Origin of the sequence: Methanosarcina sp. UBA289, assembly GCA_002496565.1 — an archaeon.
In the GTDB taxonomy this organism is placed as follows: Archaea; Halobacteriota; Methanosarcinia; order Methanosarcinales; family Methanosarcinaceae; genus Methanosarcina.
Genome location: DAKJ01000004.1, coordinates 209,173 through 227,754, shown reverse-complemented (window position 1 = coordinate 227,754; position 18,582 = coordinate 209,173). Strand labels below are relative to the sequence as shown.

Annotated in this window: 12 protein-coding genes; 10 read left to right on the top strand and 2 right to left on the bottom strand. The window is 40.7% G+C overall.

From position 1 onward, the window contains the following. Positions 1 to 944 precede the first annotated feature (944 nt). From mtaC to BP549_RS01455, 4 genes are all read left to right on the top strand, one after another. Positions 945 to 1,727 carry a methanol--corrinoid protein MtaC gene (mtaC, locus tag BP549_RS01470; protein ID WP_292377545.1) on the top strand — a complete coding sequence of 261 codons (783 nt, stop codon included), beginning with the start codon at positions 945 to 947 and terminating at the stop codon, positions 1,725 to 1,727. Positions 1,728 to 1,740: 13 nt separating this feature from the next. Beyond that, positions 1,741 to 3,129, top strand: coding sequence for a methanol--corrinoid protein co-methyltransferase MtaB (gene mtaB, locus BP549_RS01465; RefSeq protein WP_292377544.1), 1,389 nt, complete (start codon positions 1,741 to 1,743; stop codon positions 3,127 to 3,129). A gap of 759 nt (positions 3,130 to 3,888) precedes the next feature. Next, positions 3,889 to 4,683 carry a corrinoid protein gene (locus tag BP549_RS01460; protein ID WP_292377542.1) on the top strand — a complete coding sequence of 265 codons (795 nt, stop codon included), beginning with the start codon at positions 3,889 to 3,891 and terminating at the stop codon, positions 4,681 to 4,683. A 77-nt stretch (positions 4,684 to 4,760) separates the two neighbouring features. Beyond that, entirely contained in the window at positions 4,761 to 5,795 is a 1,035-nt protein-coding gene (locus tag BP549_RS01455; RefSeq protein ID WP_292377541.1) for a uroporphyrinogen decarboxylase family protein, read from the top strand. Positions 5,796 to 6,117: 322 nt separating this feature from the next. Here the strand turns inward: BP549_RS01455 and mtaA are convergent, their stop codons facing one another. Next, positions 6,118 to 7,137, bottom strand: a complete 1,020-nt coding sequence (mtaA, locus tag BP549_RS01450) for a methylcobamide:CoM methyltransferase MtaA (RefSeq protein WP_292375574.1) — start codon at positions 7,135 to 7,137, stop codon at positions 6,118 to 6,120. Positions 7,138 to 7,616: 479 nt separating this feature from the next. On the opposite strand from mtaA, the gene BP549_RS01445 reads away from it, so the two are divergent. Next, entirely contained in the window at positions 7,617 to 8,144 is a 528-nt protein-coding gene (locus tag BP549_RS01445; protein WP_292377540.1) for an O-acetyl-ADP-ribose deacetylase, read from the top strand. A gap of 434 nt (positions 8,145 to 8,578) precedes the next feature. After that, positions 8,579 to 14,299 carry a tetratricopeptide repeat protein gene (locus BP549_RS01440; RefSeq protein WP_292377539.1) on the top strand — a complete coding sequence of 1,907 codons (5,721 nt, stop codon included), beginning with the start codon at positions 8,579 to 8,581 and terminating at the stop codon, positions 14,297 to 14,299. A gap of 443 nt (positions 14,300 to 14,742) precedes the next feature. Here BP549_RS01440 and BP549_RS01435 read toward each other — a convergent pair whose 3' ends face one another. After that, a complete protein-coding gene (locus tag BP549_RS01435) occupies positions 14,743 to 15,246 on the bottom strand; it encodes a hypothetical protein (RefSeq protein ID WP_292377538.1) in 504 nt (167 codons plus the stop codon). Positions 15,247 to 15,737: 491 nt separating this feature from the next. On the opposite strand from BP549_RS01435, the gene BP549_RS01430 reads away from it, so the two are divergent. The 4 genes from BP549_RS01430 to BP549_RS01415 all read left to right on the top strand — a co-directional run bounded on the left by BP549_RS01430 (position 15,738) and on the right by BP549_RS01415 (position 18,456). Then, the gene (locus BP549_RS01430) at positions 15,738 to 16,022 is read left to right on the top strand and encodes a YkvA family protein (protein ID WP_292375588.1); all 285 of its coding nucleotides are present in this window, start codon (positions 15,738 to 15,740) and stop codon (positions 16,020 to 16,022) included. A gap of 321 nt (positions 16,023 to 16,343) precedes the next feature. Continuing rightward, positions 16,344 to 16,754: a DUF3303 domain-containing protein gene (locus tag BP549_RS01425; RefSeq protein WP_292375590.1), complete on the top strand. Its 411-nt coding sequence runs from the start codon at positions 16,344 to 16,346 to the stop codon at positions 16,752 to 16,754. Between the two features lie 486 nt (positions 16,755 to 17,240). After that, positions 17,241 to 18,155, top strand: a complete 915-nt coding sequence (locus tag BP549_RS01420) for a DUF2156 domain-containing protein (RefSeq protein WP_292377537.1) — start codon at positions 17,241 to 17,243, stop codon at positions 18,153 to 18,155. Positions 18,156 to 18,195: 40 nt separating this feature from the next. After that, a complete protein-coding gene (locus tag BP549_RS01415) occupies positions 18,196 to 18,456 on the top strand; it encodes a hypothetical protein (protein WP_292377536.1) in 261 nt (86 codons plus the stop codon). The last annotated feature ends 126 nt before the right edge of the window (positions 18,457 to 18,582 follow it).

Here is an 18,582-nt window from a genome sequence, read left to right as displayed (position 1 = left end):
GGATTTCTTGTATATAAAGCTTTGTGTTATTCCCCTTCACACAAGCGCTCTGTGTGAAGGATTCATCCAACACAGTTCTTGTATATAAAGCTTCTCATTAGGCAGTTTTTCATAAATGGATTCAAAAACAAATCTTTATTTGAATCTATAGAGATACTGCCATTTCGATCTTTTTGTGATCGAAAGAGAGTCAGATGCCCACAATTTTGCTTTTGTGAGGGATTCATACAAGGAATTTCTTATATATAAAGCTTTTGTTAAGCTGATTTTTGACTATAGATTTTATCACGGAATATAATCTTTGCAAAATCTATAGATTTAATGATCACTGATCCATTCAGATCAGGGGATTTCATAGATGCATTACTGATATAAATACTTTTTGAGAAGAATGATTCCTCAATAAACCAAATTAAGGAAGGAATGAGAGAGTTAAACATAATTTTTATTAAAATCTAGAATTTATTTTAGATCTATTGAGAAATCTTGGTATAATACTCCCTAGCAGCTGCCTAAATCTGCCGAAAACCTAGTAATCGTAGACTGTCCATAGACTGTTGTAAGGGTTTTTGATATTCATAATTATGTATTTTAGACTGTACCTAAGTTAGCAAAAAGCCCATTAAAACTAGATATTTAGAATAGTAAAGCCTCAAGATAGCGAAAATTATAGCTTACAATTCAGTATTAGAACCTTAAACTTGGTCAGTGAGTTTTATATATATAGGATTCCAATTAAATTAAGGGGAGTTAGGAGTCCCTTTAAGAAATTGGGAAGAATTTGGGATTTTATACCTGTTTAGATCTCATATAGAGACCTCTATAGAAAAATTGGGGAATTTAGAGGCCTAAATTTAATTAAGATCTATTAAGGAATAATTTTCGCATTTAGCCCCTTTGGTTCCTGTAAATAATTAGGGATTATTTGCTCCTCAAATGCCAAAATGGAGGTTAGACATTTGATAGATATAGATCCCAGTGGTATTCTGGTTCGTTACAATGTAAAAATGGAAAAGGAAATGACACCGGAAGATGCTGCAGAAGAGCTTTACCCTAAGGATTCAATGATTTATCCGATTGCAAAAGCCATCTTTGAAGGCGAAGAAGATGATGTTGTTGAAGGGCTGGAAAAGGCCATCAGCTCCGGAAAGGATCCGATCTCCCTTATTAATGATGCATTAATGGTTGGAATGGGAGTAGTTTCCAGGCTTTACGATGAGGGAGTCATTTTCCTGCCAAACGTTATGATGTCTGCTGATGCCATGTTGGAAGGTATCGAATACGTTAAGGAGAAAGCAGGAAAAGCACCTGAAACCAAAGGAAAGATTGTCTGTCACGTTGCAGAAGGTGATGTGCACGACATCGGAAAAAACATTGTGGCCGCACTACTGAGAGCAGCTGGTTATGATGTAGTGGACCTCGGAAGAGATGTACCTGTAGATGAAGTAATAGCGGCTGTCGAGAAAGAAAGTCCCATGATGCTAACAGGTACTGCCCTGATGACCACAACCATGTATGCATTCAAAGAAGTTAATGATAAGCTTCTGGAGAAAGGCTACAGGATTCCATTTGCATGCGGCGGCGGTGCTGTCAACCAGGACTTCGTGTCCCAGTATGAGCTTGGAGTGTACGGTGAAGAAGCAGCCGATGCCGCGAAGATAGCCGATTTCGTAAAGGCACATGGGGATAATATCGTAAAACTGAGGGAGAAATTCCATAGACACTGAGGAGATGGAATAAATGGCAGTAAAAAGATGTACTAAAATGGCTTATGCAAGCGCGGATGAGATGGTTTTCGGAAGAGCTGTCACGCCAGTTAAAGCCGGGCTGGGACTTGAAATCGGTGCCGGTTACACAACTCCTGAAGTAAACTACGCCCCAAGACCTGAAGCCGGCGCATCCAAAGAAAAGCTCATAAAAGAATACGAAAGGATCACCACCGACATTATGGCAAGGATGGTCCAGATTGGAGCTCCTTCTGTCGTGCTTGAAACCGAACATGTTCAGCAGATGTCTAATCACCCGGATTGGGGAGCAGCTGTTGCTCACGCCCAGAAAACTATCATGGAGGATTACCATGATGAATACGGCATAAAGTGCGCACTCCGCCACACTATTGGTGACATCCGTGAGAGCAGGGAATTCCTCGAGCTCAGAGGAGGAGACAAGTACAACACCTTTTTGGAAGCTTTTGAGCAGTGTGCCCAGAATGGGGCTGACATGCTTGCAGTTGAGTCAATGGGTGGAAAAGAAGTATTCGACTATGCGATTCTCAGGAACGATATGGCCGGAGTACTTTACGGCATAGGTGTTCTTGGCAGCATAGATATGGAAATGATCTGGCAAGATATTGTATCAATTGCAAAAAAGAATAACGTGATAGCATCTGGTGACACAGATTGCGCCCAGGCAAACACTGCAATGTTCATTGCAGGCGGGCTGCTGGACAAGAACCTCGCCCATACACTCGCAATCATTGCAAGAGCAATTTCTGCCGCCAGATCACTTGTCGCGTACGAAGCCGGTGCGGTCGGCCCTGGAAAGGACTGCGGTTACGAGAACACTATTGTAAAGGCAATTGCAGGTGTCCCTATAACTCAAGAAGGCAAAACCTCAACCTGTGCCCACTCTGATTTGATGGGTAACGTTGTTATGCAATGCTGTGACCTCTGGTCCAACGAATCTGTTGAATATCACGGTGAATTCGGCGGTACCACAGTTCAGTGTTGGGGTGAGACCTTAGCTTATGACTGTGCCCTAATGAATGTTGCTCTTGATTCAGGTAACGAAAAAATACTTAGGGATATGTTCGTAGCTTCGGATATGTACAGAGACGCACAGGGCTATGTACTCGCATACCCGAACGCCTACAGAGTCGGGCAGGCAATTGCAAAAGACGGGAATGATATTTACCTCCGTGCTAAGAATGCTGCTATCGAATGCATCAAGATCGTTGAAGAAGGGGCAAAGGGCAAACTTGAACTCTCAAGGTTCGAAACTAAAGCCCTTGCAGATGCAAAAGCAGCTTTAGAGAGTCTTACTGACGACAAAGAGAAGTTCATGAGTGACTGTCTTACAAAGTATAAACAAGAAGTCAAAGTCTTCAAGCCGGAGAACTATGGCCTCTAACTGAGGCAAGTTCTTCCCATTTTTCTTTTAAAATATTTTTATATATAGAGATCAGTTATTGAAAAAATCTAAGCATAAAACTGACTGGCATAAACCGACTTTCAAATTTAATACATTGGATATGCTCTTTTTTCAGATTTGATCAAAAATCACAGACGCGATCAAAAGAAAGAGGTATAACCATAAATAACGGATAATATCCCTTTTCACTCTTGAGCTTGTTGAGTTTTTTGGATACAGAATCAAAGAACTATACAAAAGAATAGGTCGAAAGCTCAATGAGAAACTTAAGAGTTATATAAATTACATTATACGTTGTAATTGTTTGCTCCCTTTCACAGGCAAATATTCGTTAACATATATGAGGAGTTAACGCAAAATCAACCATATTGATTATGTTAACGGGTTACAATGGAATACACATGTAGATTACACACAATTCATTGATTTTTAGCCCATTCATTTATTTTGTAAATGCCATTATATAATATACAATAGTGCTTTTTTAACAATCATATTTATAACAAAAACGAGATTGATAAGATCGATGCTATTTATTTTTTGTTGCCGGATATTATAAATATCTTTAGTTTAAATATTTAATTGTGGAAAGGTGGAGATCCGGACACTTCCCTATTTTTCCACTTCCCTATTTTCCCACTTCCCTAAGGTGAAGATCCGGATACTTCCCCATATTCCCACTTCACTATTTTTTTAAATGTGCAAGCCAGTCGACTTAATCAATTTGAGGTATGTAAAATGGATAGTTTACCAGAGGAAGTACAAGAATTAATAGAGCAAATGGATGAGGCTGCTGAAGATGAAGATGAGGAGGCGATAAAGGAACTTACCCAGAAGCTCCTTGCCACGGGCGTTGATATGCCACCTATCATCCTTAACAAACTTGCCAGATGCGTGATGGACGGCGAGGATGAAATAACTCAGGGCTGGACAAAAGTTGCCCTTCAGGTTGGGATGAATCCATTCAAGACCCTTATCGAAGGGCTGGCAGAGGGCATGAACAGAATAGGCAAAAAATATGAGAAGGGAGAAGCTTTTGTGCCCCAATTGTTAATCGCTTCAGGGTCCATGTATGCAGGAATGGATATACTGGCTCCATACCTAAAGAATGACGAAGAGTGTACAGAAAAGCCACCTGCCGTCATCATAGGGACAGTAGAGGGAGACATACACGACATCGGGAAGAACCTTGTAAAGACTTTACTCAGTGCAAACGGCTTCAACTGCGTAGACCTTGGAAATGATGTCGAGAGCCAGAAGTTCGTGGAGGCTGCAAAGGAGAACAGAGCAACAGCAATTTCCATGAGCACCCTGATGACCACAACCATGGCCGAAATGCCAAAAGTTCTCAAACTGCTTGAAGAGGAAGGCATCAGGAGTAAGGTTAAAGTAATGGTAGGTGGAGCCCCGATTAAGGCAGATTATGCCAAAGAAATCGGAGCTGATGTATCCCCTGTCGATGCTGCAAGTGCAGCAAACTGGCTAAAAGAAGCAGTTGCCGGTTTTTCATCCGAGTCTGAAAGATGGGACTAACTATTCCAAGGAATCTCAATTAACTGAACACTTCACGTAATCGTTGTTAGATCAGAAAAATAGCGGAGTTGAAAAAATTGATCAATGAGATGACATCAAAAGAAAGGGTCCTTGCAATGCTCAATAGAAAACCTGTTGATAGGATCCCGGTAATCTCCGGTGTTGCAATGCTTAAGGAGTACATCGAAAAGACTGGAGCGGTTTGGCCTGACTATCACTCCAATGCAGAGATGATGGTAAACATTGCGAGCTGTGCTCCTATGGAGACAGGTATTGATAACCTCGTCGTAGCCTTTGGTATGTTTGTTGAATCTGCTGCTACTGGGCTTGATGTGAAAATGGGAAGGGTTGACATTCACCCTTCAGTGAGGGGCATATTTAAAAAACCGGAAGACGTGAAATATGATAACTTCCTTGAAAACAAGTTTGTCAGGACCACAATAGATTCAATTAAACTTGCAAAGGAAAGATACCCTGATGTTGCTACTTATGCCCTCATGGAAGCTCCGATTACCCTTCTCGGAGACTTGATGGGTGCCGAAAATCTTGCCATACTTAGTTACAGGTGCCTTCAGAAAGAAAAATACATGGAGAAAATGCAGGAATGGCTTTCAGTATCTCTTGAGATCAGCAAAATTTATGCTGAAGCCTGTGCTCAAGCTGGAGCTGACGCTTTTTATTGTTCCGATGCATCGGCATCCCCAAACCTCCTGATGCCTGAGTTCTATTATAAAGTAGCAGGCCCATCAGAAAAGGAGCTCGGAGACTTCATCCACGAGAATGGATGCCCCTGGGAACTGCACATCTGCGGGAATACAACCTCGATTATTGAAGGTATGGCCGCCACCGGAGCAAATTGCCTCAGTATCGATCAAACGGTCGATATGGGTGAAGCTACAAAACTTGCACGTGACGTTCCTGTGGTTGGAAACGTGACTCCCCTCCTGATGGTTGATGGTACGGAAGAACAGATTATTGCAGAAGTCAGAAAGGCCCTTGACAGCGGAGCAAAAGCAAGTAAGCTCGGATGTGGGACTCCACCTCTTAGCACATCTGACAGACTTAAGATCTGGGTAAAAGCTGCAGCTGACTGGTCAGCAGAAAACCTGTAAAGTTGGCCTCAAAAAATTTAGGAGTAAAATTTGGATTTTTATTTGAACGACCTGGGTGCCTTGAATTTCCAGCACCTTGGTTATTACTAAATTTCATCCAAGTTTTTCCAAAATTTTTCATTCACATATCCTAATTGAGGCCCTTCTCCTTTTTCCTATTTTCAAGATTTATAGCCTGAAGGAAGCTCAAGACCTGGCCCAAGACTTGAGAACGTTCAAAAATAGGATCAGAAAAACAGGTTCTCAAAAAGTAGAATTAAAAAAAGTAAAAAGCAGAAACCTGTTTAAAAATTAAAAAAACTGTTTTTATTTTTCAGGCCCCTCAAGCATAGTACTCGTTTCTTGCCTCGACCATAGCTTTAATGTGGGAAAGCGGAGTCATAGGTGCAATACCGCAACCAGGTGCCAGTACGTCCACACCTTCAGCAATAGCTTTTTTCGATTCTTCTTTGATCTTATCAATCGGACCTGGAAGCAGAACAAAGGGACTTGAGATGTTTCCCACAAGCCTTGCTCTGTCCCCAAGCACTTCCTTAGCCTTTTTTATGCTACCAACTTTTTCTTCAACACTCAAACCTTCGAAACCGCAATCTGCCATATAGTCAAGGATAGGACCTACGCCACCACAGATATGCAGTACTGTAACTGAGTTTACTTCTGAAGAAAATCTCTGTAACCTTGGTTGGAGTTCATTTTTGAAAGAATCCGGACTCATCAGGTCAGGAGATGCTACAGGGTCAGCAACTGAGATAACATCTGCTCCTGCAACAACCATTGAATTTGCATAAGCTATTGTGGCATCAGTTGCAAAATCCAGTACCTGCCGTAACATATCAGGTTTTTTAATAGACCATTTCATAAAGGACTTTACACTTGCCAGATCGGAGGCAAGAGTTATTGGTCCTTCCATTCCTCCTATAATAGGTACATCTGGTCCTACTCTTTCCCTTATAATTTTGATTGCGTCAAGTACAGCCCGGATCCTGCCCATATCAAGCAGATTCTCAGGCATTTCCATACCCTCTAGATCTTTGGGGTATGGATGTGCAGTAACTGAGGGTTGCCTATTTTTGGTCCCCATATTAACCTCACAGCCCATGGCTTCGGCAAGTACAGTAAGGCAATATGGAACCCTTACAGCTTCAAGCCCACTAAGCTCATAATTTGCAATTGCAAGCTTTGCCATTTGCTCAGGGTTAGAATGAGCCTCCGGCCAGGGAGCCCCCACCTCATCCATTAATTCAACGATTCCTGTCTGGGTTACAGAACAGACCGGCACTTTGTCAACTTCTTTCCCTTCCAACGCGTTTAAAAGTCTCTCCTTAAGTGTCATTTCATCCATAATTATCTCCCCTATATTAAATTCAATTTGGAAGTTTTTAACCTTTTAATTTTTCAAGAGGTTCTCAGCATTCAACTGATCTTTCAGATCAGTAATTAACATAGGTCTTGTAACCCCATTGAGGCATATCAAAAGTTTCAGTGTTCCATCAAAGGCAAATAACCACCTTCGGAAAACCGGAAATCCCCATGCCCAGATTGACTATTATAATCTAGATTTTATGCTATATGATTGTTTGGGAATGAACAAAATGAAGATATGAACATCAAAGAAAAACTATACTGAAGCAACAAAAGGATAAGTAGGCAGGTAAAGTAAAAAGTAAAACAAAATAATAAAGCAGAAAAAGAAAGGAAGAAAATAATATAAAATAGCAGAACTAAAGCATCTCAGGCAATAAAAATAATATAGTGATAATGATATTGCTCTGTAAGCACATTATACATTATATATGAAAGAACAGAAGCAAAAGAGAAACTATGTTACATATTTCAGACAGGATAACAATAATTCAAGGAAATATCGTAAAACTGGAAGTGGATGCAGTCGTAAATGCTGCAAATTCAACTCTTCTTGGAGGAGGAGTCGATGGCGCAATCCACGGAGCCGCAGGACCCGAACTGCTAGAAGAATGCAAGGGTTTAAAAGGCTGTGCAACAGGAGAAGCAAAAATTACAAAGGGATATTTCCTGCCTGCAAAATGGATAATACATACTGTCGGTCCTGTATGGCAGGGAGGCAAGAAAGGAGAAGATGGTTTGCTGGCTTCCTGCTACAGAAAAAGCCTTGATATTGCAAAGGAATACGCTGTAAAAACCATCGCTTTTCCAGCTATAAGTACAGGAGCGTATAACTTTCCTTCGGAGAGGGCTGCAGGAATTGCAGTTTCCGAAATGATAAAATTCCTTCAGGAAAATGAATTACCTGAAAAGATTTTCCTTGTTTGTTTCAATAAAGAGACATGTCGGCATCTTCAGGAAGCATTGTCAGGAATCACTATGATTTAATTTAAATGTTAGAAATTTATTTTAGATTTTAGATTTATAATTTAACCGGCTTGCAACGTTCATTGAGGACGTCTTCAAAAAATAGTTAAAAAACAAACTAAAAATTATTCTTCCACGCTCAATTATTGAGGATCGTTTATATACAATGTTAGGAGATTAGATCCTAGATAAAAATTGCTGATGATAAATAGGTTTTTGGATGGATGAAGTATTAAATTTAACGGTCAACAATTGTAAATAGTTAGCTTATTGGAAAAGAGTAATTTAATGACAAGTGAAAGGTAAAAGCTCGCAAAAACGCTAAAATCGGAAAACAAAGCAAAATATTATTAAGGCCTGATAAAAAAGGCTAGCATTTAAATTTTAGATCTTTGAGCTGCAGGAATACGAGTAAAAAAGCGCAGGAATATGATTAGAAAAAAAGATCGGAGGAGTTGGTTATCAATCACGATGAAGCCTTTCAAAGAGGCCTTGGTCTGATCAGACAAAAAAAGTACGAAAAATCGATTAACGTTTTCAACAAGATTCTGGACAAGAACCCGGATCACACCGGCGCTCTTTTCAACAGAGGACTTGCCCTGTTAAAAATCAAAAAACCAGAAGAAGCCCTTGACTCCCTTGATCAGGTCCTGCACTTAGAGCCAGAAAATCTCGATGCCCTGTACAAAAAAGGAATTACTCTGGCCACCCTCGGAAAGTTTGAAGCAGCTCTTGAAGCCTATGACAACGCTCTTGAAATAAATCCTGAAAATCCAAAAATCTGGTACCAGAAAGGCCTAGCGTTTGCCGAACTGGAAAAAACTGAAGCTTCGATTCTTTGTTTTGAGAAAGCACTTGAACTTGAACCAAAATGTGAAATTGCCTGGTATGCCCTGGGGACCGTAAATGGAAAAGCTGGCAGCTACGAAGAAGCCCTAGAATGTTTTGATCACGCACTTGAGATAAACCCTAAAAATGCAGACGTTTGCTACGCAAAAGGCCTGGTTCTTGCAAGGATTGAAAGGCACGAAACCGCGCTGGAATGTTTTGATTATCTGATTCAGGCAAACCCTAGGCAGAAGGATGCCTGGAAACAAAAATATTATTCACTGATAAAGCTTGGGAAAAATGAAGAAGCTCTAGAATGTATTGACGCATTTTTAAAGAGATTTCCTGTCAGCGAGACGGCTCTCTATCAAAAGGGCATTCTTTTAAGCGAACTCTCCCGTTATGAGGATGCTGAAAAAACTTTTTCTAAAATATTGAAGATTAATTCCGGAAATAAAGAAACCTGGCTCAAGAAAGGCCTTGCTCTTATCCAATTGCTCAGGCTCAATGATGCCATAGAGGCTTTCGAAGAAGCCATTAGACTGGATCCCACTTATTTCGAAGCCTGGAGTTACAAATGCCTTGCTCTGATGAAACTTGAGGTATATGAAGAAGCTCTTGAAGCCTTTGACTCTGTGCTTGAAATGTATCCGAAAATGAAGGAAATATGGTACAACAGAGCTCTTGCTCTCGTGAAACTGCAGCGCTTTGGGGAGGCTGCGCAGGCTTTTTCCAGAGTTGTAGAACTGGATCCTGAATATGGGGATGCCCTGTACCAGCAGGGACGTTTGCTTGCTAGAGAAGGAAAATATGAGGAAGCCCTCAAAGCTTTAGATTCCATGCTTGAACATAATCCAGGATTTACTGAAGCCCAAAAGCTCAGAAGTACTATACTGGTCAAATTAGGCTGTATTGAAGAAGCTCTTGAATCGCTTTCACAGAGCCTTGAAAAAGAACCCGAAAACTATAGGCTCTGGCTCCGGAAGGGATTAATTCTTCTTGAGAATGAAAAATTTGAGCCAGCCCTGGAAGCTCTTGATAAAGTTGCAGAACTAAAACCCGACAACGAAGCCTGCTGGATGAATAAGGGATTTGCTCTCTATTCCATTGGACGCTACGAAGAAGCCCTCAAAGCTTTTGAAGAAGGTCTGCGGCTGAACCCGTATCTCGAGAAAGGCTGGAATAATAAGGGAATAGTGCTCGGGAATCTTGGAAGAACTGAAGAAGCCCTTGAGGCTTTTGAAAAAGCTGTGAACCTCAGGCCTGACTTTGAGGAAGCCTGGAGGAATAGAGGACTGATTTTACTGGCTGCCAACGAATATGAAAAAGCCAGCGAAGCCTTTGCCGAAGCCCTTAAAACAAGTCCTGAAGATCTTGATTCCTTATACAATAGAGGAATAGCCCTGCTAAAGCTCGGAAGGCCAGAAACTGCCTTAGAATGCTTTGAAAAGATCCTGACTCTTAATCCCGATTATCCCGAGCTTTTAGACAACCTTGTGACTGCACAGGCCGAGCTAGGAAAGCAGGAAGAAGCCCTAGAAACCTTTGAAAAGCTGGCTGAGAAAAATCCCGAAAATTCAGAAATCCAGTGCAGGAAAGGAAAATTTGCAATGAAAATCGGAAAGTACGAGACTGCGCTTCAGGCTTTTGATAAGGTGCTCAGTGAAAGGCCGGAATCCAGAGAAGCCTGGTATAGAAAAGGGCTTGCCCTGATAAAACTGGAACGTTTTGAAGAGGCTATAACAGCCTTTGACAAAGTAATTGCAAAAAATCTAGAATATAAGGAGATAGATAACTCCAGGATAAATAACTCCGATCACAGTGAGATAAAAAATCTCAGTTGTGATGAAATAAATAACCCCTTATGTGATGAGATAAAGAATCTCGATTACGAGGACGCCCAAACTTACAAAGGCTTTGCGCAGATGCAACTTGAAAGGTACCTCCCTGCCCTTGAAACCTTTGAGAGCGCTCTTGAAGAAAAGCCGGATTCCGACATTCTCTGGTACTACAAAGGCCTTAGCCTTTATAGAATAAACATGCTAGAGGAAGCGGCATATGCCTTTGAATCAGCCGTTCATATTAATCCTGAAAGGGAGGAAGCTCTTGAGTACTGGAGCCTCTGTCTGTTTGAAACCGAACAATACGAGGCTGCCCTGGAAACTCTTGAAGCTGTACTTGAAAAAAATCCGGAGAACCTTACTGCTCTTCATAAGAAGGCGATTTGCCTTCTGCAGTTAAAGAAATCTAAAGCAGGAGCTGCAACCCTTGCCAGAATACTGGAACTCGACCCCGACGACAAAGAAGTAAAGTTTGAGCTGGGGATCGTCAGCTTTGAATCTGGAGAGTATGATAAAGCCCTTTCTCTTTTTGAAGAAGTATGTGAGGGTTCAGAGACAGGCTCTTTTGTATACTGCCCTGAACAAAACTTATCTGAACAAAGTATCTTTGAACAAAACCTATCTGCACAAGATAACTCTGAAGAAAAGTTCTCTGCGCTTTACTGGAAAGGACTTGTGCTTATCAAGCTGGAGGCTTACGAAAAAGCGCTTGAGGTTTTCTCAAGGCTTGCTGAAGAGAATCCCCTGTTTATAGAGACATGGTATTTGAAAGGCATATCCCATTCAAAGCTGAAGCAGCATGATGAGGCAATAAAAGACTTTGAGAAAATCCTTGAGCTTGACCCTGCTTATCAGGATGCCTGTTATCAGTTAGGGAATTCCTATCTTGAACTTGGGAACTTTGAGGACGCTATAAGAGTTTTTGAAACAGCCCTTAAAATAGATTCTGAAAACCTTGATGCCCTTTACATGAAAAGCCTCGCTTTACTACGGTCAGGAAGATATGAGGAATCCGCTTCAGGTTTTAGAGAAGTCCTTAAAAGAAAACCGTCCGATACTGAATCTCTTGCACACCTGAGTACAGCCTGCTTCAAGCAGGAGCTTTACGAAGAATCCCTGGAACTCTTTGATCAGGTTCTGAAAATAAATCCAGAACGAAAAACCGTCCTCTTCAGGAAAGGGCTCGCTTTAAAAGCCCTTGGAGATGTAAAGAAAGCTGCGACGATGTTTGACTCGGTCCTTAAATTGAAGCCTGACTGTACCTACGCCCTTGAGCAAAAAGCCTATACTCATTTCGAGCTTGAAGAGTATCCGGAGGCCGTTGAAGCATTAAAAACGGCACTGGAATATTGCCCGAAAAAGGAAGATCTGCATTACTGTAGGGGTATTGCCTTCTTCAGGCTGGGGAACTTTGAAAAAGCAGTAAAATCTTTTGAAAACGCTCTTGATCTAGGCTGTCAGCAACCCGAAATATCTTATTATACAGGAATTTCCTACTTTGAAAACGGAGAATATGAAAAGGCCGTGGAAATTTTTGACTCTATCCTTAACGCGGGAGCAACCAATCCAGAACTTCTGTACAAAAAAGCCCTAGCCCTTTTCGAACTTGGCAAGCTAGAAGAAATGGTTTCTACAGTTGACACCCTTCTCGAACTTGAATCTGAAAACCTTAATATTAAAGGCACTGGAGAGCTTGGGGAAGAAAACTACGAGGAAAGCATGGGAGAAATTCCGGCTTTCGAGAACTCCAAGAGTTTTGAAGAACTCCTTGAAAAGTTTGCATTCTCCCTGATAGAGCTTGGAAGGTATCAAGAAGCCCTGCTGCCTCTTGGAAAGCTTACAGCGAGCGAACCGGCTTCAAAAGAGACTCTTTACGGCAAAGGGATTGCACTTCAGGAGCTCGGCAGACCTGAAGAAGCTCTAGAGATATTTTCAGAACTTCTTTCCCTTTATCCTGACTTTGAAAAAGCCTGGTACAGAAGAGGGCTCATTCTATTTTCTCATGGGTACTATGCTGAAGCCCTGGAGTCCTTCGAACAGGCTACCCTGGGAGATCAAACGGAAACTTCTGAAGAAATTAACGAGTTAAGCTCGGATGGCACTCAGAGAGAAGAACAGAATGAAGGCCGCGGATTAAAATGTAAATTCAAATTAGAAAATAAATTAGGATTAGAAGATAAATTAAATGACACTGAAATCGAAGATGCATGGAAGAAGATAGGGCTTTCACAGTTTAAACTGGGATGCTATGAAGCCGCTCATGAGATATTTGAAAAAATCCTTGAGGTAAACCCCGAAGCTGCCGATATTTGGTATGTATCAGGACTTGCTTTAAAGGAAATTGATCAGGATGAGCAAGCCGTTGAAACTTTTGAAAAAGCCGTAGAGTTAGACCCAACCCTGGAAGCTGCCTGGGAACAAATGGGGCTTTCCCTTCTAAAATTAAATATGTACGAGGAAGCTAGCCAAGCTTTCAGTTTCGTTCTAACCCTGAACCCTGAGAATATAAATGCTCTCTACAACCGGTCAGCGACCAGTTTCAATCTCCAGCAATTTGAGGAAGCTGCCCGAGACCTCGAAAGAGTGCTCCTGTTCGCGCCTGATTTTCCGGATTATATTGAAGCCTGTTATAGGCTCGGAATTGCCAGAATGGAACTTCAAGAGTACGAAAAAGCCCTTGAGGCTTTTGATATAGTTCTGGGGCAGAACCCGGCACACAGGGAAGCTCTTTATTACAGCGGGCTTGTGTTTTTCAATCTCGGAGAATACGAAGCTGCCGCCGATACCTTTGGAATGCTACTGGAAGCCTCCCCCGAAGACCCTGAAAACCTGAACTACCTTGGGCTCTGCCTGCTGGAACTCGAAAATCCAGAGGCAGCCCTGAAAGCTTTTGAAAAAGCCGTCCTTTTCAATCCGAAGAATGGAGAAGCCCTGTACAACGCAGCCACGACTCTTGTCAAGCTCGGCCGGGCCCAGGAAGCTATTGGCTATTTTGACCGCATCCTTGAGATTTCACCTGAAAACATCGATGTCCTGAACTACAAGGGAATCGCTTTCTGCACGCTTGAAATGTACAGGGAAGCCCTAAAAGCCTTTGACCTTGTGCTGGAAAAAGAGCCTGAAAACATCAAGGCGATATATAATATAGGGGTTGTCTGCTTTAAACAGAAACTCTATGAAACTGCCTGCCGGGCCTTTGGCGAAGCTCTTGCCCTTAACCCCTGGCACGAGCAGTCCCTGAAATATCTCGGGATCTCTCTTGCAAAAATGGGAGAGTACGAGGATGCCCTTAGAGCCTTTGATAGGCTGCTCAGGATAAGACCTCACGATGTGCAGTCCATGAATTACAGGGGAGTTATCCTCGGAAAACTCGGAAGGTACGCCGAGGCTATAAACACCTTCAATGAAATCCTGCGCCTCTATCCCGACATGGCAGACGCGAAAAGGAAACTTGAAGCCTTAAAATGTATTGAAAACCAAGAAAATTCCAGCGAAGATCTCTACTAAGGTTTCTGCCAGAGAAAAGACTCCTGATATACAGAGGGAGTCTTTTTCAGATCTCTTTTTTTCTGAAAGTTAATCTTTTTAAAGATTTTTTCATAGAGCTTATCCCAAAACTCAAAATCGTTTTTTGGATTTAGAATTTGGAGCATGTAATCAAGTTTTTAATCTTGAAAAATGCTCCTGAAAATCTTACTCAATGAGAATAAACTTGATTTTGGGATGAGTCGGCGGTCCACTAATAATCAGTTGGTATTTTCCAGAGTATTCACACATTAGCATTCAGCTCTCATTTTTTGCTTTATGTACACTCAATTTCCTGTACACAGGTAAGCTTAGAAAATAGGTACAGCTAAGCAAAAATACTCAAAGACAAAATATCAACTAGCTACTCATGCACCACCCACTCCCGAAATGATAAAAAGTTTAAAAAATAAAAAGAAGTCGCTTTATCTTCTAATGTTCAGGCCTGCTTGATAACCTCTTGGGAAGCAGTCACTATAACCTCTTTCATAGCCTTTGGCATAATCACTTATCCGGGCTTCTCTCTTTATAAATGCACTGTAGGGCTTCTTGCTGTCAGCTTTACCCTCTCTAAACCCGTCTTTATAGCCATCTCTGCAACCGTCTTTGTAGCCTCTGTCATATTCTTTCTGTTTTCCGCCTCCCGACCCAGCTTTCAGGCCTGCTTGATAACCTCTTGGGAAGCAATCACTATAACCTCTTTCATAGCCTTTGGCATAATCACTTATCCGGGCTTCTCTCTTCATAAATGCACTGTAGGGCTTCTTGCTGTCAGCTTTGCCCTCTCTAAATCCATCTTTATAGCCATCTCTGCAGCCGTCTTTATAGCCTTTGTTATATTCTTGCTGGTTTGCGCTTACCGCCGCAACTGTCACTGACACTATAAAACAGACTACCAGCAAAATAGCCAATGTCTTTTTTATACCCATTATTCATTCCCCCAATCTGTTTCAACTACACCAATTTTACGTATCAATTTTACATATCAATGTTACAGATGTTGGTTTTTCAATCTACCCAATGTTAGCAAACACATTTATTTTAACAATAAATAGTTCCAGTTTGTTTTTGATGAGATACTAACAAAAGTAAATTTTCTCACCGTTTCATCCATTAGAACTTGCTAACAAAGTCAATTTCAAACATACGCAACGTAACTGTTATTATCCATATATTATAATATTAATAGAAATATAAATAAGGAATAAAATTAAATTTCCACATCGAAAGAACCAGGATGTACATAGGTACAAAACTTGGCTTCAAATTTATAGCAGGTTCACAGCAAATTCACAGCGCTGACCGGGAACTTCAATTACATCAAACTATATTAGAAAATTAGGCTATTGTTTCCACAGTTCACTGAATATATATTTTTAATAATACAGATAATTATTTATAAACAATCAATTTTGTATCTATGGTAGTTATGTGGAAACTGAAAGAAATAAAGGATAATGCAAAAAAGTACATAGAGCTATGTAAACTTATATATGCAGATCCTCGAACCCCAAAAACTGCAAGAATACTATTATGGATCGCTATAGGCTATGCATTATCACCAATCGACTTAATACCGGATTTCATACCTGTAATTGGACATCTTGATGACCTGGTAATTATTCCTATTCTTTTGTATATCGCAATGAGATCAGTACCCAAAAATGTATACATGGAACATTATGTTCAGATATTAAGGAAATAAGTTTTTAGCCAGAAAACGGGTGTGACTTTTAAAGTTCTGCTTTTTAAACACAATTTACTCCCTACTCAGATAGAAAATTGTAAAACTTTTCAAATTTTAACTAGACGCAACTTAAATATTATCTCAGCCGAAAAAAATAGAGGTGAATCCCCTTTTTAGAACCTGTTTTACGTAACATTTGTTCCTAAAAGTATATGCCAGTTTGAAGAGAAACAATACTAACTTTACCAAATATATCTTTGAAGCCGATTCAAGTTAGATGTAACAGAATTTCGATTTAACTGAATTAGGATCGAATTTTGAGTTTGGGGGTATTAGGAAATGTTACTGATGGATATAATAACCTGGGAGCCAAAAGACTCCTTGAAAGTCGCAAAATTCTATGCGAATTATGAATACCCAAAAGGCATAAAAGTAATCGACGAATGGACTGACCTTACCGGCTACCGCACATTTATAATTTATGAAACTGACGACGAAAAAACGTATGCATCATCTGTGTTTCCTTTCATAGGGCTGTGCAGGTTTGAAACGTTTCCGGTTATGAGACTGGACAAATTTATGCAGCTGGCCGAAAAACTTGCCGAAAAAGCTGGAGGAAAAGGACCAGGCGCTGGGCAGGGTGAGGGTGGAGAAGTCTCAGAAGAACTGATTCAGCAAATTGAGAACCTTGAAAAGAGAATTGAACGTCTTGAACACCATTCTTTTGTTCAGCAGGAAGATGTAACGTAAAAATTTAGATTTAACGCGAAAACTTAGATGTTACGTGAAAAACTTGGTCCAAAACAGTCATTATTCTTGCAGAGAATTTTTCCCCAAGTTCATTTTTTAAGTAACTTTATAATTTTTCATCGTTTATGCAGTAGACATACCACCATCTACAGGGCCTCCTCCAAGATGTTCATAGAATTCCCTTGCAGGGTTTCAGTCAAGGACTGCCCATTCTATTCTTCCGCAGTTTCTTTTACAAGCTTTATGCAGTGAGGAAACATTACTTTTTCAATTACTTTTTCTCAGAACTAGGATTTTACTCCATACTTTGCGAATTTTATTTCGTTCTCTTACGTTTTTCCATTTATTTATCGAATCGATAGATTTAGATAACCTCAATAAGTTTGATAAAACTGAATTTATTTGATTTAGCTCAATGCATGTAATTTTTGTTAGCCTAAAATTGCCAATAAAAATAAGTATGAAGCCAAAAAAGTCTTGTTTAAAATGCTTGGTCAAACAGATTTCAAACCTGTCACGCTCGCAGATCGGGCTTTTTTCGAGCGCCATTACGCACTCTACCCACAAACCCACGGCGACAATACTTTCACAAGCATGGTCTGCTGGAACCACTTTATGCATTACCGGTATGCATATGTGAATGAAAACTTGATTCTTTCGTGCACCGCCGGAGGAGTGACACGCTTACACCCGCCTATAGGCCCTCGTGATCCTGCGCTCATGCGTGAAGTAATACGGCTGGCTCTGGAAATCGGCGACGATAATAAGCCCCTTATACTTATCGATCCTGAAACTGCAAAGTGGATGAAAAAAGTCGATCCTGATCTTTTGCTGGTTCCAGATCTAAATCATTTTGAGTATGTGTACCGGGCCCTCGACCTTGCTGAGCTTCCGGGAAAGAAATATCTCAAGATCCGCAGCCAGATAAACAAATTTCGAAAGAAATACTGGCACTCTATCGAGCCGATAACTCCCGAAAACCGGAAAGAGATAGTGGAGTTCCTAGTAAAATGGTGTGAGAGCAAAAAGTGCGAGGAGAATTTCACCCTTACCCACGAAATAGAAGCTGTCTCCTATGCAATCGAACACTTAACCGAACTGCCCCTTAGAGGCCTTTTGATAAGGGTAGGTTCACAGATAGGTGCTATCTCTCTTTTTGAGCGCCTCAACGCTAATACAGCGTTAATCCATTTTGAGAAAGGACTGCCGGAATATGAAGGAATTTATAAGGTAATCAATGCGGAAACTGCAGCGCTTCTTGCCAACGAGGTTGAATATATCAACCGGGAAAGCGATCTCGGCATCAGTGGACTTCGAAAAGCGAAGCTGAGATATCACCCGCACCACACGGTAGAGGTTTATTCGCTTAAACGTCGAACCTGCTTTCCATGTATCATATGAGAGTATGCACTCTAATGCATACCAGAATATAAGCCGGGTGATGGATACATTAAACAGATTAATTTCAAACGTTCTGCTAGGTTACACATACCTGAAATTGCTAGCGCTTAATGACTCAAATTTTCCATACAAAATAAAGGAAATCTCTACTGAGATAAATGATGAAATTACTATGCATGAACATGAATGGACTGAAGTGAAAAGAGAACTTAGAAACAATTTAGCTATAGGTATAACTGGAGTTGCTGCTGGTATAGTTTCTACGCTTGTTATGAAGGAATTTCAACTTTTACTTTATTAGGTATCCTTGGAGCAAGTACGCCATTAACAGCAAAATAAATAATACAATGTCTCAAAAATAGAAGAAATCTTAAAAAGAACGGAATCCATTTACTATTTGAAATTAAAAAAGATCAATCTATTAGAG

What these genes read in the sequence shown, in the direction of transcription:
- mtaB (WP_292377544.1), top strand. Translation starts at nt 1,741, where the DNA reads ATGGCAGTAAAAAGATGTACTAAAATGGCTTATGCAAGCGCGGATGAG.
- BP549_RS01415 (WP_292377536.1), top strand. Translation starts at nt 18,196, where the DNA reads ATGGATACATTAAACAGATTAATTTCAAACGTTCTGCTAGGTTACACA.
- BP549_RS01425 (WP_292375590.1), top strand. Translation starts at nt 16,344, where the DNA reads ATGTTACTGATGGATATAATAACCTGGGAGCCAAAAGACTCCTTGAAA.
- mtaA (WP_292375574.1), bottom strand. Translation starts at nt 7,137, where the DNA reads ATGGATGAAATGACACTTAAGGAGAGACTTTTAAACGCGTTGGAAGGG.
- BP549_RS01435 (WP_292377538.1), bottom strand. Translation starts at nt 15,246, where the DNA reads ATGGGTATAAAAAAGACATTGGCTATTTTGCTGGTAGTCTGTTTTATA.
- BP549_RS01420 (WP_292377537.1), top strand. Translation starts at nt 17,241, where the DNA reads ATGCTTGGTCAAACAGATTTCAAACCTGTCACGCTCGCAGATCGGGCT.
- BP549_RS01445 (WP_292377540.1), top strand. Translation starts at nt 7,617, where the DNA reads ATGTTACATATTTCAGACAGGATAACAATAATTCAAGGAAATATCGTA.
- mtaC (WP_292377545.1), top strand. Translation starts at nt 945, where the DNA reads ATGGAGGTTAGACATTTGATAGATATAGATCCCAGTGGTATTCTGGTT.
- BP549_RS01460 (WP_292377542.1), top strand. Translation starts at nt 3,889, where the DNA reads ATGGATAGTTTACCAGAGGAAGTACAAGAATTAATAGAGCAAATGGAT.
- BP549_RS01430 (WP_292375588.1), top strand. Translation starts at nt 15,738, where the DNA reads ATGGTAGTTATGTGGAAACTGAAAGAAATAAAGGATAATGCAAAAAAG.